The organism is Mesorhizobium sp. M0074 (assembly GCF_040322975.1).
In the GTDB taxonomy this organism is placed as follows: domain Bacteria; phylum Pseudomonadota; class Alphaproteobacteria; order Rhizobiales; family Rhizobiaceae; genus Mesorhizobium.
The window spans coordinates 152,948-176,767 of sequence record NZ_JAMYUM010000001.1; the positions used below are offsets into that span (position 1 = coordinate 152,948).

At 63.2% G+C, this 23,820-nt stretch carries 21 protein-coding genes; 14 read left to right on the forward strand and 7 right to left on the reverse strand.

What is annotated here, in order from left to right:
- Window positions 1-7: 7 nt before the first annotated feature.
- Window positions 8-637 (reverse strand): DUF1285 domain-containing protein, encoded by a 630-nt coding sequence (locus NKJ73_RS00820; protein ID WP_023679493.1) that lies wholly within the window; start codon window positions 635-637, stop codon window positions 8-10.
- A gap of 146 nt (window positions 638-783) precedes the next feature.
- Here NKJ73_RS00820 and NKJ73_RS00825 point away from each other — a divergent pair, with 146 nt between their 5' ends.
- Genes NKJ73_RS00825 through NKJ73_RS00840 form a run of 4 tightly spaced genes read left to right on the forward strand, consistent with a single transcriptional unit; the run spans window position 784 to window position 7,612 of the window.
- On the forward strand, window positions 784-1,788 hold the full coding sequence (locus NKJ73_RS00825) for an AAA family ATPase (protein WP_023679494.1): 1,005 nt from the start codon (window positions 784-786) through the stop codon (window positions 1,786-1,788).
- Window positions 1,788-2,702, forward strand: coding sequence for a DUF58 domain-containing protein (locus NKJ73_RS00830; protein WP_352568018.1), 915 nt, complete (start codon window positions 1,788-1,790; stop codon window positions 2,700-2,702). Before NKJ73_RS00825 ends, NKJ73_RS00830 begins: the two co-directional genes overlap by 1 nt.
- Window positions 2,699-5,521, forward strand: a complete 2,823-nt coding sequence (locus NKJ73_RS00835) for a DUF4159 domain-containing protein (protein ID WP_352568019.1) — start codon at window positions 2,699-2,701, stop codon at window positions 5,519-5,521. Before NKJ73_RS00830 ends, NKJ73_RS00835 begins: the two co-directional genes overlap by 4 nt.
- 3 nt (window positions 5,522-5,524) lie before the next feature.
- Window positions 5,525-7,612, forward strand: a complete 2,088-nt coding sequence (locus tag NKJ73_RS00840) for a hypothetical protein (RefSeq protein WP_352456452.1) — start codon at window positions 5,525-5,527, stop codon at window positions 7,610-7,612.
- Window positions 7,613-7,784: 172 nt separating this feature from the next.
- On the opposite strand, the gene clpS is transcribed toward NKJ73_RS00840, so the two are convergent.
- The 3 genes from clpS to NKJ73_RS00855 all read right to left on the reverse strand — a co-directional run bounded on the left by clpS (window position 7,785) and on the right by NKJ73_RS00855 (window position 8,942).
- Window positions 7,785-8,090, reverse strand: a complete 306-nt coding sequence (gene clpS, locus NKJ73_RS00845) for an ATP-dependent Clp protease adapter ClpS (protein ID WP_023679498.1) — start codon at window positions 8,088-8,090, stop codon at window positions 7,785-7,787.
- 257 nt (window positions 8,091-8,347) lie between these two features.
- Window positions 8,348-8,563: a hypothetical protein gene (locus NKJ73_RS00850; protein ID WP_352456451.1), complete on the reverse strand. Its 216-nt coding sequence runs from the start codon at window positions 8,561-8,563 to the stop codon at window positions 8,348-8,350.
- A gap of 34 nt (window positions 8,564-8,597) precedes the next feature.
- The gene (locus NKJ73_RS00855; RefSeq protein WP_023679500.1) at window positions 8,598-8,942 is read right to left on the reverse strand and encodes a hypothetical protein; all 345 of its coding nucleotides are present in this window, start codon (window positions 8,940-8,942) and stop codon (window positions 8,598-8,600) included.
- Between the two features lie 237 nt (window positions 8,943-9,179).
- On the opposite strand from NKJ73_RS00855, the gene NKJ73_RS00860 reads away from it, so the two are divergent.
- Both NKJ73_RS00860 and NKJ73_RS00865 read left to right on the forward strand, forming a co-directional pair.
- Entirely contained in the window at window positions 9,180-9,896 is a 717-nt protein-coding gene (locus NKJ73_RS00860) for a response regulator (protein ID WP_352568020.1), read from the forward strand.
- Window positions 9,893-11,302 (forward strand): ATP-binding protein, encoded by a 1,410-nt coding sequence (locus NKJ73_RS00865; RefSeq protein ID WP_023679502.1) that lies wholly within the window; start codon window positions 9,893-9,895, stop codon window positions 11,300-11,302. Before NKJ73_RS00860 ends, NKJ73_RS00865 begins: the two co-directional genes overlap by 4 nt.
- Window positions 11,303-11,538: 236 nt before the next feature.
- Here NKJ73_RS00865 and choV read toward each other — a convergent pair whose 3' ends face one another.
- The 3 genes from choV to NKJ73_RS00880 form a co-directional block, all read right to left on the reverse strand.
- On the reverse strand, window positions 11,539-12,720 hold the full coding sequence (choV, locus tag NKJ73_RS00870) for a choline ABC transporter ATP-binding protein (protein WP_023679503.1): 1,182 nt from the start codon (window positions 12,718-12,720) through the stop codon (window positions 11,539-11,541).
- Window positions 12,717-13,571 carry a choline ABC transporter permease subunit gene (gene choW / locus NKJ73_RS00875; protein ID WP_254819158.1) on the reverse strand — a complete coding sequence of 285 codons (855 nt, stop codon included), beginning with the start codon at window positions 13,569-13,571 and terminating at the stop codon, window positions 12,717-12,719. Before choW ends, choV begins: the two co-directional genes overlap by 4 nt.
- A 118-nt stretch (window positions 13,572-13,689) precedes the next feature.
- On the reverse strand, window positions 13,690-14,625 hold the full coding sequence (locus NKJ73_RS00880) for a choline ABC transporter substrate-binding protein (protein WP_023679505.1): 936 nt from the start codon (window positions 14,623-14,625) through the stop codon (window positions 13,690-13,692).
- A gap of 237 nt (window positions 14,626-14,862) precedes the next feature.
- Between NKJ73_RS00880 and NKJ73_RS00885 the strand changes: the two genes are divergently transcribed.
- From NKJ73_RS00885 to NKJ73_RS00920, 8 genes are all read left to right on the forward strand, one after another.
- The gene (locus tag NKJ73_RS00885) at window positions 14,863-15,474 is read left to right on the forward strand and encodes a thymidine kinase (RefSeq protein ID WP_023679506.1); all 612 of its coding nucleotides are present in this window, start codon (window positions 14,863-14,865) and stop codon (window positions 15,472-15,474) included.
- A 127-nt stretch (window positions 15,475-15,601) separates the two neighbouring features.
- Entirely contained in the window at window positions 15,602-15,991 is a 390-nt protein-coding gene (locus NKJ73_RS00890; protein WP_023679507.1) for a c-type cytochrome, read from the forward strand.
- A gap of 215 nt (window positions 15,992-16,206) precedes the next feature.
- On the forward strand, window positions 16,207-17,295 hold the full coding sequence (locus NKJ73_RS00895) for a hypothetical protein (protein WP_023679508.1): 1,089 nt from the start codon (window positions 16,207-16,209) through the stop codon (window positions 17,293-17,295).
- A 35-nt stretch (window positions 17,296-17,330) separates the two neighbouring features.
- Window positions 17,331-18,476, forward strand: coding sequence for a hypothetical protein (locus NKJ73_RS00900; RefSeq protein WP_023679509.1), 1,146 nt, complete (start codon window positions 17,331-17,333; stop codon window positions 18,474-18,476).
- A gap of 24 nt (window positions 18,477-18,500) precedes the next feature.
- Complete coding sequence (locus NKJ73_RS00905) at window positions 18,501-20,411, forward strand: AAA family ATPase (protein WP_352568021.1); 1,911 nt, start codon at window positions 18,501-18,503, stop codon at window positions 20,409-20,411.
- Window positions 20,412-20,548: 137 nt separating this feature from the next.
- Entirely contained in the window at window positions 20,549-20,965 is a 417-nt protein-coding gene (locus NKJ73_RS00910; RefSeq protein ID WP_352568022.1) for an endonuclease domain-containing protein, read from the forward strand.
- A 109-nt stretch (window positions 20,966-21,074) separates the two neighbouring features.
- Complete coding sequence (locus NKJ73_RS00915; RefSeq protein WP_352568023.1) at window positions 21,075-22,379, forward strand: DUF6638 family protein; 1,305 nt, start codon at window positions 21,075-21,077, stop codon at window positions 22,377-22,379.
- A 15-nt stretch (window positions 22,380-22,394) separates the two neighbouring features.
- On the forward strand, window positions 22,395-23,519 hold the full coding sequence (locus tag NKJ73_RS00920) for a DUF2333 family protein (RefSeq protein ID WP_023679513.1): 1,125 nt from the start codon (window positions 22,395-22,397) through the stop codon (window positions 23,517-23,519).
- Window positions 23,520-23,820 lie beyond the last annotated feature (301 nt).

Here is a 23,820-nt window from a genome sequence, read left to right on the forward strand (position 1 = left end):
CGGTCCATCATGCGCTCAGCCGTTTCAGTTTCTCAGCCGGCATGATTGGATAGACCTCGCCTTTGGAACGGACGGCAAACATCGTCTTGCCACCGATGTCGATCTCTTCGCCGTGCTCGACCAATTCGTACATCACCGGCCGTGCCACCAGCGCCTCCAGCCGCCCGCGCACCAGCACATAAGGCTTCAGGCCACCTGTCTCGTCCTCATCGACGAAGCGCAGCGGGTGTCCCGCCCCAGCCTCTACCACGTCGCCGACATTGGTGCGAAAGGTGACGATTTGTCCGTCGCCGGCGCCCGACACGTCCATCTCGACGGCAATGAAGGGCGCGTCGGCGACGCGGATGCCGACCTTTTCCACCGGCGTCACCAGGTAGGTTCTACCGTCCGCGTCCTTGCGCAGCACTGAGGAAAAAAGCTGCACCAGCGGCATCCGGCCGATCGGCGTTCCCAGATAGAACCAGGTGCCGTCCTGCTTGATTTCCATGTCGAGATCGCCGCAAAATGCCGGATTCCAGCGTTCCACCGGCGCCGGCCCCTTGCCAGCGCGCGTCGCGCGCGAGACCAGCGCCTCCAGCCCGCGCGCCTCGGTCGCGGCCGTCAGCCTCTCTTCACGATGGTCGGCGGCTTCCGTCATGGTCACGAAATAGTCACTGTTGTTCCGCTTGTCAGCCTAAGTCTGTGATTTAAGTTCATTGCAGGCGCCATGCGAGGCCGAATCGCGGCATTCTCTGCGGCACCAAGGTGCCAAGCGGAATTTCCAACCAGAAGGATCGATGCTGCATGAGCGTTATGATCAAGGAAAGCCCGATCAGCGAAAAGGACATGGTGGCGCAGGCCGAGAAAGCGCTGGCCGACATTTCGAGGGTCCGTGACGGCGTCGGCCGGGTCATTTTCGGCCAGGAAAGCGTCGTCGAGCGCACGCTCGTCGCATTGCTGGCCGGCGGCCATGCGCTGCTGGTCGGCGTGCCCGGCCTCGCCAAGACCAAGCTGGTCGAAACGCTGGGCATCGTGCTCGGCCTCGATTCGCGCCGCATCCAGTTCACGCCCGACCTGATGCCATCGGACATTCTCGGCTCCGAGGTGATGGAGCAGGATGAATTCGGCAAGCGCTCCTTCCGCTTCATTTCCGGGCCGATCTTTGCGCAACTGCTGATGGCCGACGAGATCAACCGCGCCTCGCCACGCACCCAGTCGGCGCTGCTGCAGTCGATGCAGGAATACCACGTCACCATTGCCGGCGTGCGCCATGATCTGCCGTCACCGTTCCACGTCCTGGCGACGCAGAACCCGCTGGAGCAGGAAGGCACCTATCCGCTGCCGGAAGCGCAGCTCGACCGCTTCCTGATACAGGTCGATATCCTCTACCCCGAGATCGAGGCGGAGCGCCGCATCCTGCTGGAAACCACCGGTATCGAGGATGCCAAGGCTGAAAACGTGCTGCAGCCGGCGCGGCTGAAGGACATCCAGACGCTCATCCGCCGTATGCCGGTGCCGGAAAGCGTCGTCGAGGCGATCCTCAAGCTGGTGCGCTCAGCGCGCCCCGGCCAGGGCAACGCCGATACCGACAAGTACGTCGCCTGGGGCCCAGGCCCGCGCGCCAGCCAGGCGCTGACGCTGTGCACCCGCGCCCGCGCCCTCTATGACGGCCGGCTGGCGCCGTCGGTCGACGACGTCCGCGCGCTCGCCGAGCCGGTGCTGCAGCACCGCATGGCGCTGACCTTCGCCGCCCGCGCCGAGGGCACCACGGTTCGCGATGTTGTGGCGAAGCTCGCGAAAGGGATTTGATGGCGCGCATCGGTGAAGCGCAGGCACCGGCAGCGACGCGCGATGCGCTCGCCAGAGGCCGGTTGCGGGCTTCGTTGGTGCCGGACCTGCTGGTCGAGGCGCGCCGCATCGTCAACACGGTAATTGCCGGCTGGCATGGCCGCCGCAAGCGCGGTATCGGCGAGAATTTCTGGCAGTTCCGGCCCTATGTCGAAGGCGATTCCTCGCGCATTGACTGGCGCCGTTCCGCCCGCGACGATCACACCTATGTCCGCGACCGTGAATGGGAGGCCGCCCACACGGTGTGGCTTTGGGCCGATCCCTCGCCTTCCATGCTCTACAAATCGACCGGAGCCAGCGTTTCCAAGGAATCGCGCGCCCTGGTGCTGGCGCTGGCCATGGCCGAGCTTTTGTCGCGCAGCGGCGAGCGCATTGCCTGGCCGGGCCTGACCGACCCGTTCACCGCCCGCAATGGCGCCGAGCGCATCGCGGCGCAACTGATGCACGCCGCCGACCTGCCGGCAAAGCCCGACCTATCCGGCATTCGCCGGTTCTGCGACATCGTCCTCGTCAGCGATTTCCTCGACCCGGTCGAGGACACCATGGCGTGGCTGGACGTGCTCGCCCGCCACGGCGTGCGCGCCCATCTGGTCGAGGTCGCCGATCCGGCCGAGGAAAGCTTCCCCTATGCCGGGCGCACCGAATTCACCGATCCTGAGACAGGCGACAAGCTGACCGCCGGCCGCGCCGAAATGCTGGGCGAGGAATATCGCCTGCTTTATGCCGCCCGCCGCCAGGAACTGGCCGCCTGGTGCAAACGGCTTGGCTGGAGCTTTACCGTCAATCATACCGATCGCCTTGCCTCCGAGGCGCTGGTGCGCATCCACATGGCGATGACCGCCGAGGGCAGCTTTGCCGGGAGGGCCCGCGCATGAGTTGGCTGCCGCTCTCCTTCGGGGCGCCGATGGTGCTGTGGGGCCTGCTGGCGCTGCCGGTGATCTGGTGGCTTCTGCGGCTGACCCCGCCCAGGCCGCAAGCCGAGGTGTTTCCGCCGCTCAGGATTCTCGCCCGCGTGCTGAGGCGCGAAGAAACGCCGCAGCAGAGCCCTTGGTGGCTGACGCTGCTTAGGCTGCTGATGGCCGCGCTTGTCGTGGCAGCACTTGCCGAACCGGTCTTCAATCCGCGCGAAAAGCTGCCGGCCGAGGGCGCTGCCCTGGCGCTGGTGATCGACAATGACTGGGCAAGTGCCGCCGACTGGGGCAAGCGCGTCGCCACCGCCGAGCGGCTGATCGCCGATGCCAATTCGAACGGCGTGCCGGTGCTCATCGCTTTCACCGCCGAGAAGCCGAATGCCGAGATCGGTCCCTTCGATGCCGCTGCCGCGCTCGACCGGCTGCGCGCGGCAAAGCCGCGGCCGATCCCGACCGACCGCCCCGCCGTCTATGCCCGCGTCGCTTCAGCCTTGGAGTCGCTGCCTGGCGCCAGCGTCGCGGTGCTCGCCGATGGTCTGGCGGCGCAAGGCGACGAAGCCGCGTTCAACACGCTGTTGTCGAAGAACGCAGCACGCGTTGTCTGGGCCGTCTCCGACCGGCTGTCGCTGACCGGCCTGACCGGCGCCGACAACCAGGTCGACGGCTTCGCCCTGACCGCCATCCGCGCACCGGGCGATCCGGCACCTGCACAGGTGACGGCCGGCGCCTTCGACGACAAGGGCCGCCGCATTGCCGACGCGACGCTGACCTTTGCCCCGGGCGGATCCACCGCCACCGGCACGATGGCCGTGCCGTTCGAACTGCGCAACGACTTCGCCCACGTCGCGCTCGATGGCGAGCGCCAGGCCGGTGCCGTCCGCGTGCTCGATGAGAGCTCAAAACGCCGCCGCGTCGGGCTGTTGTCGCAGGCCGAGGCCGACCAGGCGCAACCGCTGCTGTCGCCGCTCTACTACATCCGCCGCGCCCTGCAGCCGTTCGCCGATCTGGTCGAGCCGTCGAGCGTCGATCTCGCCGACGCGATCCCGCAACTGCTCGACCAGAAGCCGGCGATGATCGTCATGGCCGATGTCGGCACCATTCCGGAACAAGCGCGGCAAAGGCTGGTTGACTGGGTCGACAAGGGCGGCACGCTGGTGCGTTTTGCCGGTTCGCGGCTGGCCGCTGCCGGCAATGACGACGACCTGCTGCCAGTTCGGCTGCGCACGGGCGAACGATCGCTTGGCGGCGCGCTGTCATGGACGGCGCCGCAGCCGGTCACCGAATTCCCGAAAACCGGTCCCTTCGCCGACCTCGCGCCGCCCACCGAGGTCACCGTCACCAGGCAGGTCCTAGCCGAACCGACGCCCGACATCGTCGAGCGCACCTGGGCTACGCTTGCCGACGGTACGCCGCTGGTGACCGGGATGAAGAAGGACAAGGGTACCCTCGTGCTGTTCCACGTCACCCCCGAGGCGACGTGGTCCAACCTGCCGATCTCCGGCAGCTTCGTCGAGATGCTGCGGCGCATCGTGCAATTGTCGCGCAACCAGGGCGCGGCTGTCGCCAATGCCGAGGCCGCCGCCACGTCGCTGGCACCCTATCGCATGATCGCCGCCGACGGCACGCTGGTGCCGCCGACGCCGGATGCCAGGCCGCTGGTGCCCGGCGCCGGCCCGCTGCCGGTGACGCTGGAAAACCCGCCCGGCCTCTACGGCTCGGAAACGGGAGTGTTCGCTCACAATCTGCTCGGTGGCGACAGCGCGTTCACGCCGCTGGCCCGGCCTGATATCACGGTGCCGGTCACCACCATCCAGTATGCCTTCGACGAACAGCGCAACCTCAAAGGTCCGCTTGTCACGGCCGCCCTGGTGCTGATGGTGCTCGACACGCTTGCCGTATTCTGGATGGGCGGCCTGTTGTCGCGCCGGCCGCGCCGTGCCGGCGCTGCGGCGACGGCAGCCGTCCTGCTGATTGCGCTCGGCGCCTTGATTGGCCACGCGGACGTCGCGCGTGCCGACGACGCCAAGCCGGGAGATACGGAGGCGATCGGAGACATTTCAAAGACCCGGATCGCCTATGTGCTGACCGGCGAGCCGGGTGTCGATTCGATCAGCCGCGCCGGGCTCGAAGGCCTGACCCGCTTTCTTATCGAAAAAACCGCGCTCGAACCCGGAGCACCGGCCGGCGTCGACATCTCGAAGGACGAACTTTCCTTCTATCCGCTGATCTACTGGCCGATCGATCCCTCGGCCCCGATGCCCAGCGAGGCCGCCATCGCCCGCATCGACGCCTACATGCAGCAGGGCGGAACGGTCTTGTTCGACACCCGCGACCAGTTCGCCAATGGCATTGGTGCGGATTCGACCAGCCCGGCGACGGAGCGGCTGCGCGACATCCTCGGCAACCTCAACGTGCCACCGCTTGAACCGGTGCCGTCGGACCACGTGCTGACCAAATCCTTCTACATCCTTCCGGAGTTTCCTGGCCGTTTTGCCGGCAGCCCGCTTTGGGTCGAGGCATCGCTCGAAGCCAGCAACACCGAGAACCGCCCGGTGCGCACCGGCGACGGCGTTTCGCCGATCATGATCACCGCCAATGATTTCGCCGGCGCCTGGGCGGTCGACGAGAATGGCGACCCGCTATTGCCGACGGTGCCGTCGGATCCGATGCAGCGCATCTATGCGCTGCGCGCCGGCGTCAACATCATGATGTATATGCTGACCGGCAACTACAAATCCGACCAGGTGCACGTCCCGGTGCTGCTCGAACGGCTGGGGCAATAGACCATGAACTGGTCGCTCGCCTTCGAACCGCTCATCACCTGGCCGCTGCTCGCCGTGGTTCTGGTGCCGCTGCTGCTGCTGGCGCTGGCCGGCCTTTGGTTTCGCCAGCGCGGCGCGGTCTTCCGCCTGACAGCCCTGATTGCGCTGGCTGCGGCGTTGCTCAATCCGGTGTTTCTCAACGAAGAGCGCGAGCCGCTGAAAAGCATCGTCGCGGTCGTCGTCGATCGCAGCCAGAGCCAGGATATCGGCGACCGCACCAAACAGACCGATGAGGCGTTGGCCGGGCTTCAGCAGCGTCTCGGCCGCTTCAAGCAGTTCGACGTCCGTGTCGTCGAGGCCGGCAAGTCCGAAGCCGCCGACGAGCGCACCGAGACGCGGTTGTTTTCCTCACTCGAAAATGCTTTCCGCGACGTGCCGCCGTCGCGCATCGGCGGCGCCATCATGATCACCGATGGCGAGGTGCATGACGCGCCGCCCGGCGCACCCGACTTCAATGCCCCGCTGCACGCGCTGATTACCGGCAACGAGCATGAGAAGGACCGCCGCATCCGCTTCGAGAATGCGCCGCGCTTCGGCCTCGTTGGCAAGCCGCTCGACATGACGTATCGTGTCATCGCCACCAACAACGAGACCGGCCCGGTCGATGTCCGCGTATCGGTCAACGGCGAGCAGGTATCGGTCGAGCACGCCAACATCGGCCAGGCGATGCCGCTGCAGGTGACCATTCCCAGCGCCGGGCGCAACATCGTCGAACTCGCCATCAACCACGAGCCGGGCGAACTCACCGACACCAACAACCGCGCCATCGCGCTGATCGACGGCATCCGCGAAAATCTGCGCGTGCTGCTTGTTTCCGGCGAACCGCATGCCGGCGAGCGCACCTGGCGCAATTTGCTGAAATCCGACGCTTCGGTCGACCTCGTGCACTTCACCATCCTGCGCCCGCCGGAAAAGCAGGATGGCACGCCGATCAACGAATTGTCGCTGATCGCCTTCCCGACGCGCGAGCTGTTCGTCGAGAAGATCAAGGATTTCGACCTGATCATCTTCGACCGCTATCAGCACCGCGACGTGCTGCCGATCCTCTATTACGACTACATCTCCGAGTATGTCGAAAAGGGCGGCGCGCTACTGATCGCGGCAGGCCCCGAATATGCCGGCGAAAGCTCGATCGCCCGCACGCCGCTGATGTCGGCACTGCCGGCAATGCCGACCGGCGAGGTCATCGACAAGGCCTTCTACCCACGTCTCACCGATACCGGCCAGCGTCATCCGGTAACGCGTGGGCTCGACGGCTCCGCGACCGAGCCGCCGCACTGGAGCCGCTGGTTCCGCACCATCGGCGTCGAGAACCCCGAGGGCGAGGTGGTGATGAAGGGTGCCGACAACCGGCCGCTGCTACTGCTCGATCGCAAGGGCGAAGGCCGCGTCGGCATGCTTTTGTCCGATCAGGGCTGGCTGTGGGCGCGCGGATTCGAGGGCGGCGGCCCGCACGTCCAGCTCTACCGGCGCATCGCCCACTGGCTGATGAAGGAGCCCGAACTCGAGGAAGAGCGGCTGACCGCCGACGGCCGCGGCATGGTGCTGGAAATCCGCCGCCAGACGATGAGCGACGATCCCGGCCCGGCGCAAGTCATCACGCCGTCCGGCAAGGCACTGATCGTCAGGCTCGAGAAATCCGAGCCAGGCGTCTTCCTCGGCAGCGTCGAGACCAGCGAAATCGGTCTCTATCAGGTCGGCAATGGCGACCTGACGGCATTGGCCCATGTCGGGCCGGTCAACGCCCCGGAATTCACCGACGTCGTCTCCACCGAGAACCGGCTGAAACCACCGGCTGAGGCAACCGGCGGCAGCGTTCGCCGGCTGGCGCCGGCATCGGCCATTGGCAACCTGACCAGCACCGTCACGCTGCCATCCGTAGTCCCGGTCCGTTCCTCGGGCGCGGCTTCCGGCAATGACTGGATCGGCCTGCGCACCACCGACGACAGCGTGCTCAAGGCCGTCTCGCGCGTGCCGCTGTTCGGCGGCTTCCTCGGCCTCGGCCTGCTGCTTCTGGCGATGGGCTCGATGTGGTACCGCGAAGGGCGGTAACGCGGTTTATCCTTCTCCCCTTGTGGGAGAAGGTGGATTGGCGCGCAGCGCCAAGACGGTTGAGGGGTGCTGGACGGAGTGCCGTCCTTGCCAAGCTGGAACACCCCTCATCCGACCGAGCTTCGCTCGGCCACCTTCTCCCACAAGGGGAGAAGGAAGAAAGCGAACCGCCCTACTCCTCCGGCTCCGTCGTGAACATCAGCGGGTAGCCCTTGGCCTTGCCGGCATCGGTTGCCCGCGCCGCCTTAGTCTCGGCGACATCCCTGGTGAAGACGGCGACAACGCAGACGCCGCGCCGGTGCGCGGTGATCATTATCCTATGCGCCTGGTCTTCGCTGAGCTTGAACTCGGCCTTCAGCACCGTCACGACAAACTCGCGCGGAGTGAAATCGTCATTGACCAGGATGACCTTGTAGAGCTTCGGCCGTTCGACCTTCGGCTTCGTGCTGGTACGGGGTTTTGTCGTGATTTCAGGCATTGGACCGGCAATTGCGTACGACAGCTTTGCGGTCATTTTGACATGGGCAAAAGCGGTCGTCCATTCAACCGCGCGCGATCGGCTTCCCGGCAGGCGCAGTTCAAAAGTCCGTGCCTATGTGGGAACTGCCGTCTGGCGTTCAACGGGGGGTGTGGGCCGGGACTGGCCCTACTGTCTGCACGCAACAAAAAAGACGACCGCTCCAGGCAAATCGCAACTGGAGCGGTCTTCTCATAGGGTAGAAAGATGTCGCTTGATCAGGCCTTCGGAGTTGCCTTGACCGCGTGCTTCTTGTGCTTCTTGACGGTCTTCTTGGCAGCGACCTTCTTCACGGCCTTGGCCGGCGCAGCGGTCGTCGTTGTCGTCGCAGCCGGGGTGGTGGTCGCGGCATTGGCGCTGCTGGCGCCGAGAACCGGCATCGAGACGGCCAGCGCGATGGCGAGACCGAGGGCGGAGAGGAGGGACTTTTTCATGGCTTCACTTCCTTTTTGTGCAGATCGGATTGTGTCACTGAACGGGATCGATCGGTGTCACTCCAAGCAGCTTCAAAGCATTCGCGAGCATCCGGATTCCCTGTGCCTGTTTCTTGTTGGCGCAGAACCGGTTTCCCTTTCTTTGAAGTGCTTTCGCAGCGGTGACCTGCGTTGCCGCGGCATGGGTTTCGAGGGCTTCGTCAAACTGGCGGTTCAGATCGATGCAACGCTCGCTGCGGGTGGTCGCCACCTTTGCATCGGCCGCCTTTGCATTGGCCACCTTCGCATCGGCCAGTTTTGCATCGGCATGTTCGACCGCGGCCGTGACGAGCGAAATGGAAAGCAACGCACCCATCAGACTGATCGAGAACCTTTGCATTGGTCTGTCCGTAATCCCGTAACGCGTGTCGCAGCCGATGACCTGACCGCCACGGCACCACTTATGCCTTTGATTTTTTTCGGCAGTTTTTCCGGATTGTAGAATTTTGTTTCTGGATTGTTTCTGGGCAGCCCGGATCGAGCCGCCGATCTTCACTGGCCAACTTATGGCCTGAATTCTATCGTCTGGCTGACGGCCGAAGCAGCGCTTGGGCGATCCACAAATGACAGGTTCCCGGTGAAATCCGACCCCCACATACTGATCGTCGACGACGACAAGGGCATTCGCGACCTGCTTCAGGAATTTTTCCAGAAGCGAGGGCTGCATACATCGATCGCCGCCGACGGCACCGAGATGGAGACCATCCTGCGCCGCGCCCAGGTCGACCTGATCGTCCTGGACGTCATGCTGCCCGGCAAGAGCGGGCTGGAGCTCTGCCGCGAGTTGCGCGCCAATTATTCGACGCCGATCATCATGCTGACCGCGGTTACCGAAACTACCGACCGCGTGGTTGGGCTGGAGATGGGCGCCGACGACTACGTGCCGAAACCCTTCGATCCGCGCGAGCTGCTCGCACGCATTCGTGCCGTCTTGAGACGCAATGGCGCCGCCGAACCGCGACGCGCCGCCTCGCGGCAGATCTACCATTTCGCCGGCTGGACGATGGACTGTTCGCGCCGCCGGCTGATGGCGCCCGGCGACGTCAGGATCGAGCTGACGATGGCCGAATTCAATCTCCTGCAGACCTTCGTCAAGAGCGCGCAGCGCGTACTGAGCCGCGAGCAGCTGATCGAGCTGTCCGGCGGCGACAGCGGCTACAGCTTCGACCGCAGCGTCGACATTCTGGTCAGCCGGCTGCGGCGCAAGATGGAGGACGACCCGAAAACGCCGAAGCTGATCCTGACCGTGCGCAGCGGCGGCTACCAGTTCCTGCCTGAGACGACCTCCGAATGAGACGCATCCTGCCGCAAACGCTGCCGGTCTGGGTGCTGCTCATCGTCATCGCCGGCCTGCTGATCAGCCAGATCGCGACCCTTTACATCGTTTCGCGCGACCGTGCCGCCGCCAATGACGTCGTCGATCTCTACCGGCTGAACGACCGCGCCTTCTCGCTGGTGCAGCTGATGCATGATGCTACGCCGGAACAGCGCAAGGCGACGGCCTCCGGCCTGTTCAACGCCACTTATGCGCTCACCGTCTCCGACACGCCCGCCGTTACTTCGTCGATAGCCGGCGACGACGAACTGGCCGAATTGGAAGACATATTGGTCGGTCGGCTATCGAAGTTCGGCATCACCGACGCGCGGGTCCGCCGCGACCCGGCAACGCACGAAGCCGACGCTCCCGGTGGGACGGTCGCCGGTCCCGATATCGGCCAGGTCGAGCGCGACCTGCTGGTGCTGGCGGCCGATTTCGCCCAGAGCGACAAGCTGACCGCTTCGCTTCGCTTTGCCGACGGCCAATGGCTGAACTTCACCGAGCCGAACACACCGGCCGGACCGATACTGAGCTTCGATAGCCTGCCGCTCTATGCCTTGATCGCCGGGCTGGTGGTGGCTTCCTCGATCTGGTCGCTGCGCCGGCTGACGGCGCCCTACCGGATGATGGAGACCGCGGTGAAGCGGATCGGCGAGGACCTGAAAAGCCCGCCGATCGCCGAGAGCGGCAGCCGCGAGGTGCGTACCGCGGCAAAGGCGGTCAATGCCATGCAGGCGAGGCTGCGCGCCTACGTCGAGGACCGCGAGCATCTTGCGGCCGCACTGGCGCACGACCTGCGCACGCCGCTGACCAGGATGCGGCTGCGCCTCGAACTGCTGAGGAATTCGTCCGTGCGCGCCGCACTGGCGCACGACCTCGCCGACATCGAAGGCATTGCCAGCTCGGTCATCGACTTCGCCACTTTCGAGGTGACCGAGGAGAAGAGCGAGAGGATCGATTTCTGGTCGCTGGTAGAATCGATCGCCGACGGCTTCGACGAGGTCTCCTTCGACAATGAGGACGCGCGCTCGCGCGGCCTGATCTGCGTCGCGCGGCCGGTCGCGCTACGGCGCTGTGTCACCAACCTCGTCCAGAACGCGGTGACCTATGGCAAGAGGGCGCATCTCAGCCTGCGTCAATCAGGCAAGACAATCACGCTGGCGATCCATGACGAGGGTCCGGGCATACCGCAAGCCGAGCTCGACGCCGTGTTCGGCTCGTTCGTGCGCCTGGAACAGTCGCGCAACCGTCAGACCGGCGGCCTCGGCCTCGGCTTGACCATCGCCCGCAACATCGCCCGTAGCGCCGGCGGCGAAGTCAGCCTGTCCAACCATCCCGATGGCGGCCTGATGACGGAGCTGCGCCTGCCGCTTGCGGTTTAGCTTGCGGTATCGGGCTAAGCCGGCGTTCCTTCGCGCCCCCTCTGTTCTGCTGGACACCTCCTCCACAGGTGGGAAGATTGGCCGTCGTCGCCGATTTCGCCAATTACAAACGTTGGAATGTGAGAGCCGTCCGCGAAACCGCCGATCTCCCCCAAGTAGGAGAGATGTCCGACAGAACAGAGGGGGGCGCGACAGAACTCGGCGTTTGGTCTTGGTTCTCTCCCCAAGGAGAAAAACTACCTTCTCAACACCGCGCTCAGCACATCCCTGACGCCGATGGCGCCGACAAAGCGCGACTGGTCGTCGAACAGCGCCACCGGTGCCGTCTGCGAGCGATGCATGGCCAGCATCACGGTCTTCAGCGAGGTGCCGGGATTGGCCCAGAACACCTGCGCCGTCTCCTCCGGCTGGGCTTCGACATCGGCGCAGGACACCCATACCGCGGGCTTGCCGTCGCGCTCGGCCGCCGCCACCAGCCCATGCTCGTCGATCTTGAAACGCGTCGTCCTGCGCCGGTCGAGCCACACCCAGCCGTTCTCGCCGTGTTCGAGGTCGCGGCGGTCGCGCATGACGTTCCACGCGGTCAGCACCGAGAGCGGGTTCACATTGGCGATGAAGTCGCGGACATAGTCGTTGGCGGGCCGCAGCACGATGTCTTCCGGCGCGCCGGTTTGCACGATGCGCCCGCCTTCCATGATGGTGATATGGGTGCCGATCTTCAGCGCCTCCTCGAGGTCGTGGCTGACGAAGATGATGGTCTTCTTCAGCTCGGCCTGGAGCTGCAGCAACTCGTCCTGCAGCTTGGTCCGGATCAGCGGATCGAGCGCCGAGAACGGCTCGTCCATGAGCAGGATCGGCGCCTCGGTGGCAAAGGCGCGCGCCAGGCCGACGCGCTGCTGCATGCCGCCGGAAAGCTCATGCGCATATTTCTTCGACCACTGGTCGAGATGAACCAGCTTCAGTTGCCTGTTCACCCGCTCCTTGCGCTCGGCTTCGGGTACGCCGGCGAGCTCGAGGCCAAGGCCGACATTCTCCTCCACCGTGCGCCACGGCAGCAGCCCGAACTGCTGGAACACCATCGCCACCTGCTTCTGCCGCAGCCGCCGAAGCGTCGCCTCGTCGCAGGTGACGACGTCGACCGTACCGTCGCCGTCCTTGACCAGCACCTGGCCGCGCGAGACGACGTTCAGCCGGTTGACGGCTCTGAGCAGCGTCGATTTGCCGGAGCCGGAAAGCCCCATCAGCACCGAGATCTCGCCCTCGTTCACGGTGAGGCTGGCGCCGGCGCAGCCCAGTACGTTGCCGGTCTGTTCGAGGATCTCGGCTCGGGTGGCACCACTGTCGATCAGCGCCAGCGAGCCTGCCTGGTCGGCGCCGAAGACGATGTCGACATTCCTGAAATCGACGGCGACGGTCATTTCTTGCCTCCCACGCCGATGCGCGTCATCCGGTCGAGCACGATGGCGAGCACGACGATCGCCAGCCCTGCCTCAAGCCCGAGGTCGATCCTGCGCGAACCGAGCGCCCGGTTGATTTCCGTACCGAGGCCGCCGGCGCCGATCAGGGCGGCGAACACCACCATCGACAGCGACAGCATGATCGACTGGGTCAGCCCAGCCATGATGGTCGGCAGCGCCGAAGGCAGCTCGACCTTCCACAGCAGCTGGCGCTTGGTGGCGCCGAACGCCTCGCCCGCCTCGACGATCGATTTCGGCACCGAGGTGACGCCGAGATGGGTGAGCCGAACCGAGGTCGGGATGACGAAGATGATGGTGACGATCAGGCCGGGCGCGTTGCCGAGGCCGAACAGGGTCAGCACCGGGATCAGGTAGACGAAGGTCGGCAATGTCTGCATCAGGTCGAGCACCGGCAGCATGACGCGATACACCTTCGGCTTGTGCGCGGCCCAGATGCCGAGCGGCACGCCGATGGCCATCGACACGGCGGCGGCGGCGACCACCAGCACCAGCGTCTCCACCGTCTGCTTCCACAGGTTCTGGTTGAGGATGAACAGCAATCCGATGAATACCGCCAAAGCCAGGCCTTTCGAGCGCTGCAGGAAATAGGCGAGCAGAGCGATCAGCGCGATCAGCAGAACCGGCGGCAGCAACAGCAGCCCGTCGACGATGCCGTCGAGCAGGAAGTTGAGGCTGTTGGAAAAAGCCCTGAAGATGGTGTCGAAATTGTCGGTGAGAAAGCCGAAAAACGCCTTCCCCCATGCCCCGATGGGAATCTTGTAACTGACCAGGAATTTGGAGATCGGATCCATCTAGCCCCTCTTCTACCGGCGCCGTCCTTCGCCGGACGGTCATCTTGTCACAGGATATGAAAAAGGGCAGCCATTTCTACCGTGGCTGCCCCTTGTCTCGTCATGCCAGATGGTCGGGTCAGCTTCCGAGCGCCGTTTTCACCGCAGCCGCCGCATCGCCGCCGTCGAAGGTGGTGACGCCGGCGATCCAGGGAGCGACCGCGTCCGGGTGCTTCTTCAGCCAGTCGGTCGCGACCGTATTGGCGTCGCCGCCCTTCAGGATCGCGTCCATCATCTCGCCTTCCATGTCCAGGTTGAACTTCAGATTGGCGATGAACTTGCCGGCGTTCGGACATTCGCTCATGTAGCCCTTGCGTACATTGGTATGCACGGTGGCAGCACCAAAGCCGCTATCTCCCATCCCCTCGAGATAGGTGATCTTCATGGCGCCCATCACCGGATGCGGCGTCCAGCCGAGGAAGGCGATCCATTCATTGTTCTTCATCGACTGGTCGGCCTGGGTGAGCATGCCGGCCTCGGAAGATTCGACCAGTTCGAAGCCTTCGAGATTGGTCTTCGGATCCTTGATCATGTCGAGGATGATGCGGTTGCCGTCATTGCCGGCCTCGATGCCGTAGATCTTGCCGTCGAACTTGTCCTTGAATTTGCCGAGATCGGTCAGCGTCTTGACACCGGCATCGGCGACATAGGTCGGAACGACGATGCCGTAGCCGGCACCGCTGAGATTTTCACTGACGGTCTCGACCGAGCCTTCGGCGGCATAGTCCTTGATGTCGTTGGTCATCGACGGCATCCAGTTTCCGAGGAACACGTCGAGATCTTTGTTCTTCAGGGACGCATAGGTCACCGGCACCGAAAGCTGGATCACCTGCGGCTCGTAGCCGAGCGCCGTGAGCAGCACCGAGGCGACGCCGGTGGTCGCCTGGATGTCGGTCCAGCCGACATCGGACAGACGCACCGTCTTGCAGCTTTCCGGATCGCCGGCGAAGGCCCCAGTCGTGGATAGAAAAGCCGCCAGGCCGAGGCCGGCGACGAATGAACTCATACGCGACATGAAAATTCTCCCATTTCAGTTCTCGGTGAAGCGAAGCGACGGTTTTATCTCCGCCTTTGTTCCGTCAGCCAAACATCATTCTGCTGCGGTTTCAAGCACTAAGGCAATCACGAACAACGGCGCAGGCTGGCCGATCAGCGACACGCCCGCCGCTTTCCGGATGGAAGTCGCCTTTTCCCGGTGGAATGTAGGCGCTCCCCCTCCCCGCTTTGTTGCAACTCGGCTTAAAAGGACGGCATGGCCAAGCTGTACTTCCATTATGCGACGATGAATGCCGGCAAGACGACGATGCTGTTGCAGGCCTCGTATAATTACCGCGAGCGCGGCATGACGACGATGCTGTTCATCGCCGGCCACTACCGCAAGGGCGATACCGGGCTGATCTCGTCGCGCATCGGCCTGGAGACGGAAGCCGAGATGTTCCGCGACGGCGACGATCTGTTTGCCCGGGTCGCCGAGCATCACGACCACGCCACGGTCCATTGCGTCTTCGTCGATGAGGCGCAGTTCCTCGAAGAGGAGCAGGTCTGGCAACTCGCCCGCATCGCCGACCGGCTGAACATCCCGGTCATGTGCTACGGCCTGCGCACCGATTTCCAAGGCAAGCTGTTTTCCGGATCGCGCACCCTGCTGGCAATCGCCGACGACCTGCGCGAGGTGCGCACCATCTGCCGTTGCGGCCGCAAGGCGACGATGGTGGTGCGCCTCGGCGCCGACGGCAAGGTGGCGAAACAGGGCGAACAGGTGGCGATCGGCAAGGATGTCTATGTCTCGCTCTGCCGCCGCCATTGGGAAGAAGAAATGGGCCGCGCCGTGCCCGACGATTTCATCGGCTTCACCAAAACCTGACCAGCGCTATTGCTTTCATCCGACCTCCCGGCCGACATTCGTTCACCAATCGCGCCATCGTGCGGCGCTTGTTTAAGGCCTGCTTGCTATTTCAGAACCTCTCAGCCAGAGCCGTCGGGGAGTTCCCATGCTTCGAGCCATTTCGTCTGCCGCTGCTTTCCTCATCGCCGGCGCTCTTGCCGCGCATGCCGACGGCGATGCCGCTCTCGGCAAGAAAGTCTTCAACAGATGCATGGCCTGTCATGAGGCCACGAGCGACCACGACAAGGTCGGCCCGCATCTGCTGGGTGTCGTCGGCCGCACCGCCGGCACCGCGGACAGTTATCTCAGCCGCTACTCGCAGGGGATGAAGGACGCCGGCGCCGCCGGCCTGGTCTGGGACGAAGCAAACCTCGCCGAATACCTGCGGGCGCCGCGGCAGAAGGTCCCCGGCAACAAAATGGCCTTCTCCGGCCTGACCAGCGACGACGACATCGCCAATGTCATCGCCTACCTCAAGGCCGATCCCAAGCCCTGAGCGTCGCTCCCGACCTAAAGTCCAGCCGCGGTTGAAGCGGTGTCTGACCGGACGGCAGTTACACCGTAATCATTGCCTGACTATCCTGCGGTCGGCCTCCTGAAATTCTTTTGTTTTCCTGTAATCCCATGTCTTCCGTCTTTCATTCGCCAAACCCGGCACATATATTCGCGGCGGTTTGCGAAACGAAACCGATGCCGAAGCGGGAGGCCCCAATGGCGACATTGCAGAATTTCGATGCCGAGATTGCCAAGACCAAGCAGGTCGTAGAGGACATGCGCACCAAGATCGAGCAGTCCGGTACTGTGCTCGACACGCTCGCCACCGCCGACAAGAAGATCGGCGACGCCAATTTCGACATCGAGAATGCCCGCATTGAGGATGTGCTGAAGCAGCAGAAGGTGATGGAAGGCAATATCGCCGACCTGATTATCGGCCTCGAGGACGCCACCAACGTCTTCGGCGCCGAATTCGAGAGCATGAAGAACTACACCGGCTGGGAAAATTTCGTCGGTGTCTTCTCCAGCCAGCGCAAGCAGCGCCTGCGCACCGACCGCGTCCGCAACATGTCGCTGGCCGGCAATCTGCAGGAGCTGCTGGCGAAATCCGACACCATCGTCGGCATCCTCAAGGCTCAGAAGCAGGTTCTCGACACGCGCTACAAGACCTCCGAGGCCAGCCTGTCGCAGGTGATCGAGCGCCGCAAGACCACCATGTCCAATCTCGAGACCGTGCAGAAGCGCATCGAGGAGCTCAACCCGATGCTGCTCGACATCGAGAACAAGATCGCCGCCTCGACCAGCCAGAAGGTGCGCACGCAGCTGGAAGGCGAACGCTCGAAACTGGCCACGGAATACAACGAGAAGCAGGCCAAGGAGCAGGAATTGCTGGCCGAAAGCCAGACGCTGGAGCGCTACACCTCGATGTTCCAGACCTTCGTCGATTCGCTCAACAACCAGATCGCGGCGCAATCGACGCTGATCAACAAGCTGACCATCGATACCGAGCAGCGCATCGTTCTGTACAAGGCGCTGGAAGATTCGCTGAAGACCGCCGCCCAACAGGATGTCGCCCACAAGATCAACACGCTGGGCAGCCAGGTCGACAACACCGCCGAAGAGACCATGGCCGGCATTGGTGCCGCCTCGCAAAAGCACATCGGCGATCTGCTTGAAATGCACGAGAAGAACATGGTCGCCACCGCCGACATCCAGCGCCGCAAGAAGCTCGCCGACGATGCCTTCGCCCGCCGCTTCGACGATGTGATGAAGAAGCACAATTCGGCAAATTACGTGCAATCGTAATTGCTGCACGTGCACTGCTCCCAAGGGCTGGCAGCATGACCCCCGAAAACGAAGCTGCGGCGCGCTATTTCTCGGCGATCACGGCGGCACTTGGCGGCCTCGAAGTGTTCATGCGCGACGATCGCTCGCCGCTCTATCGGCACGGCATCGTCGCCAAGGTCGTCGCCGAATATATTGCGCGGCTCGACAAGTCGTTCTCGTGCTGGCGCAACCGGCTGGGCTTCACCGAGACGTTCCGCATCTCGCGCGCCGAAAGCGGTTTTCCGGTCTTCCAGAACCTGCTCGAGTTGGAGAACGACCGGCTCCAGGCCGATGCGCGCCTCGCCAACCTTCCGCTGGCCGATGAGCTGCGCGAGGAAATGGCGGACTTCATCCTGCGCCACAAGGAATTTCCCGAAGCGCTGCAGAAGTCGATGGCCGAGCGGCTTTACCTCGAGGACGTCAAGAGCGAGACCACCTTCGGCCCGTTCACGCTGGCCCAGACGGTCAAGGTGTCGGTCAATCCGAAGACGTTGCGCCCCTATTATCTGGTCCACTGGGCCTGCTTCGACGGCAGCGCCAACCTGCCGCTTGTGTATATGGTGACGGTCGAGGATTCCTCGGACGACATGATCCGGCAGCTTGTCGACTCCAGTGGCAAACTTAATGAGAGGGTCGACATTCCGCTGCCGGTCGACGGCTTGCTCAATCCCGAGCTTGCCCACCGTTTCGACGATTTCACCGAGAAGAATTCCGCCTACGCGCTGTCGCCGGCGACCATCGCGGTCAACCTCGACAAGGATTTCGAGCCGCTGCATCCCAAGCAACTGCGTCGCGTCGTGCTCGGCCCGTTCTATTCTGCAGGGATTACCGACAACAATTCGACGGTGAGCGAAGTGCTGGCCAAGGTGCGCAAGCCGGAAAACGCCTGGCTGCTGACCTGGACCATCCAGGAGGTCTTTTCCAAGGCCGAAAAGCCAGGCCGCAAGGGGCTGTTTTCGAGCGAAAAGACGACGCAGGAATTCTTCATCAATACCGACGATCTCGAGGCCGCGCGGCAAGGCGTGTCGAGCTATGAGAACCATGCGCTGATTCCGCACGAGGCCTATCAGGCGCTCTATGCCGCCGGCGAGGCGCAGAAGATCTTTTCGGGCTACAAGGTCCACATCCTGTCCAAAGGGCAGGTCATCAGCGACGTCTGACCGTCAAATCGCGGAGCATCCTCCATGGACACCGGCCTGACCACCATCCCGGAAGCGGCAATTGAAAAGCACCATGCCACTGCGCAAAGTTTCATCACTCGCATCGTCGTGCTGGAGGACCCATCGCGCGAGTCCGGCACCGCGCTTGCCGGCACCAACCGCCGCTTCGTCTCTACCGTCTCGGTCGGCTCGGTGCGCCGCACGCGCGAGGTCGAGCTCGCCAAAACCGTCGCCGCCGTCCATTCCGACGACCAGTTGCTGACCATCCCGCAGCACACGCTGTTGTTTCGCGCCCGGCGCGGCACAGCGATAGCGCTGGCCATATCGGATGTCTTCGCCGAGGGCTCGGACCTCGAAAGTCTGCAGGCGAAAAACGCCCGCGCGCCGCTCGAAGGCGATGAAGCTGCCACCTTCAAGAAGCTGCTGTCGGCCTCTGCCTACATCTCCGCCTTCAGCCTTGCCTCCTATTTGTTCCAGCTGATCGACAGCGACGGCGAGGCGCCGAACGACACGCCCGAGCCGGACTTTCTGTTCGACACGCCACAGGATGCGGTGAAGTCGATCGTGGCCGGGCTCGACAGGGCGATAGCAGGTTCGAAGGACGATGCCGACCTGATGACCCGCGCCCGCGCCTTTGCCCGCGTCGCCATCGACGGGCTGTTGGCGCGAAAGGGCCGCTTCGACGGCATCGGTCCGTTCGAGAACGCGCATATCCGCATCGACGTCGACGATTTTACCCTTGACGGCTTCGACGTCGCGCCGGGTAAGCGGGCAAAGCCGCTGGTGATGACCTTCAAAAAACCGGAAGAGGTCGTCGGCAACCACATCGCCAAATACCAGTCGGTCAAGCTTGCCAAGATGCTGATGGCCTACGACTTCGAGCGCGAGCTGAACCCGTTCGTCGAGCTCGGCGGCTTCCTGTTCACTTTTATCGGCGATGGCGCGCCCGGCACCGGCAAGACAACCTTGATCCAGATGATCGCCGGTCTTCTCAATGGTTATTGCCAGGTCGCCGGCTATCCCTTCGCCTACGAGAATTTCGGCGTCGACCAGATCTCCTCCTACCAGGGCAAGTCGGGCCAGAACTGCCGCCAGTTCATCAACAATGTGCTGAACCCGCGCGTCATCGGCTTCGGCACCATCGACGATATCGACCAGGTGGCGGCACGCCGGTCCGACGACCGCGCCTCGGCCGGCCAGCAGGAAATCACCGGCGTCCTGATGGACGCCTTTGGAGGTGCGGCGACCGTGGTGCGCGGCAACTGCTCGTTCGGCATGTTCTCCAACTATCCCGAAAACGTCGACGACGCGCTACGCCAGCGCGCCGGCGCGCGCTGGCTGGTCGACGGCCCGCAGAGCCGCGACGACTACATCGACATTTTCGTCCTGCTCGCCGGCAAGAACCACAAGATCCCGCTCGGCGACCACAAGCTCTATGCGGCGCAAGAGATCCAGCGCGCGGTGATGGAAGCTTACGAGGAGCATGAGAAGCCACAGGAAGACGGGTTGATGAAGGTCTATGAGCGCTACATGAAGGAGAATGGCGCGCCAAAGACGATGGCCGACATCGGCACTTATCTGCATATGATCAAGGATGCCGAGCCGCGCTTTACCGGCCGCGCCATCAAGAACGTTACCGATGCCATCAAGATGCGCGCCATGGACATCGAATTGCCGGACGAGTGGTTCGAAAAGCCGGAAGCCTTCATGCACAAGGGTTACGACGACAAGAAAGCGATGATCGAGGAGCTGCGCGGGCCATTCTCGATGGACATGATCATGCAGGAGATCAACCGCTACGCGGATTCCGAGTTCCGCTATTCCGACAAGTCCGATGATGCGGCGGTGACCAAGATGATCCGCGACACCCGTCTGCGGGAGCGTGCCGTGCGCGAGATCGAGGAGTTGAAGAAAAAGGGGCTGTGGAATGCGTGAGGTTTCTTCTCGCCGGATACCACTGCCCCTGGTGCGCTGCATAAGCTCCCACAGCAACGCTGAAAGACGTGGCTCAAAAGCTGACGCCCCCCTCTCCCCGTTCTTCACGGGGAGAGGGTAAGGGTGAGGGGCAGCGCATGCGTGGACCAGAAATAGACATAACCAAGCGCGCAAGGCGCCTGCGTCAATCCGACAACGATGCAGAAACCGCGCTCTGGATGGAGTTGCGCGACCGCAGACTGAACGGCCATAAATTCGTACGGCAGTTGCCGATAGGCTCTTACTTCGCCGATTTCGCCTGCAGAGACTGCCAGCTGGTCGTCGAAGTCGATGGCAGTCAGCATGTCGGCAGCCAATATGATCGAATCCGGGATCGCTTCATCGTCTCGAATGGCTGGTCCATGCTGCGCTTTTGGAACGTCGACGTATTGAAGGACCGGGAAGCAGTCCTTGAGACAATATTGGCTGCGATCGAAGGACGCCTCGAACGCCATATCGAAACGCATGATCTTCGATTTGTCGCCGCCAAAGGGTATGGAGAGACATGTCCTTGACCGTTCGCGCCGCCCCTCACCCTTACCCTCTCCCCGTGAAGAACGGGGAGAGGGGGGCGTCACCGCTGGAGCTCGATCCTCCAGCGCAAGATCCATTGGTATCGCGCACATGAGCCCCGCCAAGAAACCCGATCTGTTGCGCGACAATGAGCTGATCTACGGCCGGCTGCTGACGATCGACGAACCGCATCTGATCCAGCGCTACAACAAGGCGATGGTCGCGTTCGGCTTGAAGCCGACCAAGTTGAAAAGCTTCGAGATCGATCGCACTGGCTTCTCGCCGCAGGTCGCCGAGGAATGCGGCGACTACAGCTACCTCGATCCGAACGAGGTCAACCGCCGCTTCATCATCCTGACGCCGTCGCAGATCGACCTGCCGGTGGTGCACACGGCATTCTCCAACACTTCGCTGCTGATGTACGAGTTCATGTCCAAGAACCAGCGCGCCATCGATGCGCTGACGATCAAGGACGTCATCTACGGCGAGATCGAGGATTCGGTCCCCAAGGTCGACGACATCGAGGACCTGCTGTCGATCAATCAGGTCGAGTTCAAGGTGTTGTCGGCGGAGGATGTGCTCGGCAAGGCCGCCGAACTCGGCAAGCTGGTCGACCGGCTGAAGCAGGAGCCGGATGCCTGGCGCGACAACGCCATGCTGGCCCACATGGTCGAGCTGGCGAAGATCTGCGGCGACATCCGCGAGAATGCGCTGGTGCCGGACCAGGTGATCTTCCGCCACAATGCCTATTGGACCAGCCATTTCGGCGGGCTCTATGTGTTTGTCGATCCGGACGTGACGACGGTGATCAGCGACCCGGCAGCGCCGGGCTTTCGCCGCTCGCGGCCATGGCAGGTGAGTTACCTTTCGATCCACGACGCCGACAAGGTGTTCAAGTTCCTCGCCTCGACCGGCCGCATCGAGCTGCCGCGCGCCTCATGGATCGAAACCTCCGGTTATCTCGAGCATCGCGCCGAAATGGTGGTGCGCGCGCTGATCCGCGACGCCGATCCCGACCGCAATCTGACCGACGTCGACAAGGTCTGGCTGCAGACCTGGATCCACGGCCATACCGATCTGATTACCAGGGACGGCAATTTTCCCTTCCTCAACGCCGCCAAGCGCGAGATCGCCCAGCTCGGCCATCTCAAGATCGAGGACGTGTTCCCGCAGCAGCGCTTCCTGGTCATCCGCGCCAAGCCGGACCATCCGGACGCCTGGCTGACCAACCAGCTGATCTCGGACTTCGTGCCGCAGGACTTCGTTTCGCGTTACGTCTTCAACAAGCCGGGCTTCTACAGGGACTATGAAGGCTTCAGCGACGCCTGGCGATCGCATGTTGTGGACGTTCTGAAAACCACATATCTGAAGGACAAGGTGGCGTTTCGCACACGCCTCTACGGCTTGACTGACTGAGGGGGTGACATCGCCATGCTTGATCCGATCGTGAATTTCTTCACCCGGATTTTCCAGTGGATTGGCCGCGGCATCGGCCTGCTCATCGGCGCGATCCTGTGGCCGTTCCTGTGGGCGGGGCGCTGGTACACGCAACGCGGCTGGATCCTGAAGGCGGTGCTCGGCCTGGCTGTCCTCGTGCTGATCGGCCTCTATGTCAATTTCTTCTACGCCACCCAGTGGTGGAACAATTTCGACCCGAATTACGTCGACAAATACACGTTCGAAAAACGCAACAGCTCCGCCGGTGAACAGGTTTCCGCCGGCGCCGGCACCGACACGGCCAAGACCTGCGGAAATTCAGCCATTGCCCAGGTTGCGGCCGACCTGACCGACTTCAACGTCAACCAGAATGCCTGGGTGTCGTCGATGATCCTTTACAAGCTCGGCCTGTTCGGCATCGACTGGGACCACACGCCGTTCATGGACAACAAGGCGTCGTTCCAGCGCGGCATCAACCAGGCGGTGCGGCGCACGGCGACCGAGCTTGCCGACAATCTCGGCCGCGTCCGCACCACCTCGCAGATCGACGCCGACCTGCAGGACGCCCGCGGCAATCTGCAGTTCGATGAGGAAACCTGGTATTTCGGCTTGAACCCGTTCGGGCCCAAGACGCCGACGCCGAGCTACTATCGCGATGCGGTGCGCAAGCTGCGTTCCTTCAACGCCCGCCTCGCAGCCTGCCAGGCGACGTTCGATGCCCGCGCCGACAATCTCAAGCAGTATATCGACCGCATTTCGTCCGATATCGGTTCGACCTCGGCGATCCTCAAGGAGCGTGCCGAAAACCACAATAATGGCTGGTTCGACACACGCGCCGACGACCGCTTCTGGTTCGCCTATGGCCAGCTCTATGCCTATTACGGGCTGATGAAGGGCGCACAGGCCGACTTCGAGGACGTCATCAAGGAAAAGCACCTGCAGAACCTGTGGGATACGATGGACGCGCAATTCGTCTCGGCGCTGCGCATCCAGCCCTTCATCATCGCCAATGGCCGCGAGGACGGCTGGCTATTGCCGACACATCTGACGACGATGGGGTTTTACATACTCAGGGTGCGCTCGAACATGGTCGAGATCAGCAACGTGCTGACGCAGTAGCGGATCGTCCCGCACAGCCGGCGCTGGTGAATTTGCGCCGTTGCTTCTGTCGCTTTTCGCGTATTACGCGGCTGTTTTGAGACGGCGGAACCGCGCCTGCTCTGGCTTCTATACGGCGCGGCAACCGGCGCGAAAAGAACCTGTAGCAGGGCAGCCGGCCGCAGAGGCATTTTCTTCGCAGGAAACATAGTTGCATGAAAGTTGACGCCGCGGCAGCGACAGGGGTAGAACATGCCCGCGCCTGCAATGCCGGGCTATTCGTGCGACCACACTAGTCAAATCCGTCCAATTCAGAGGGAAG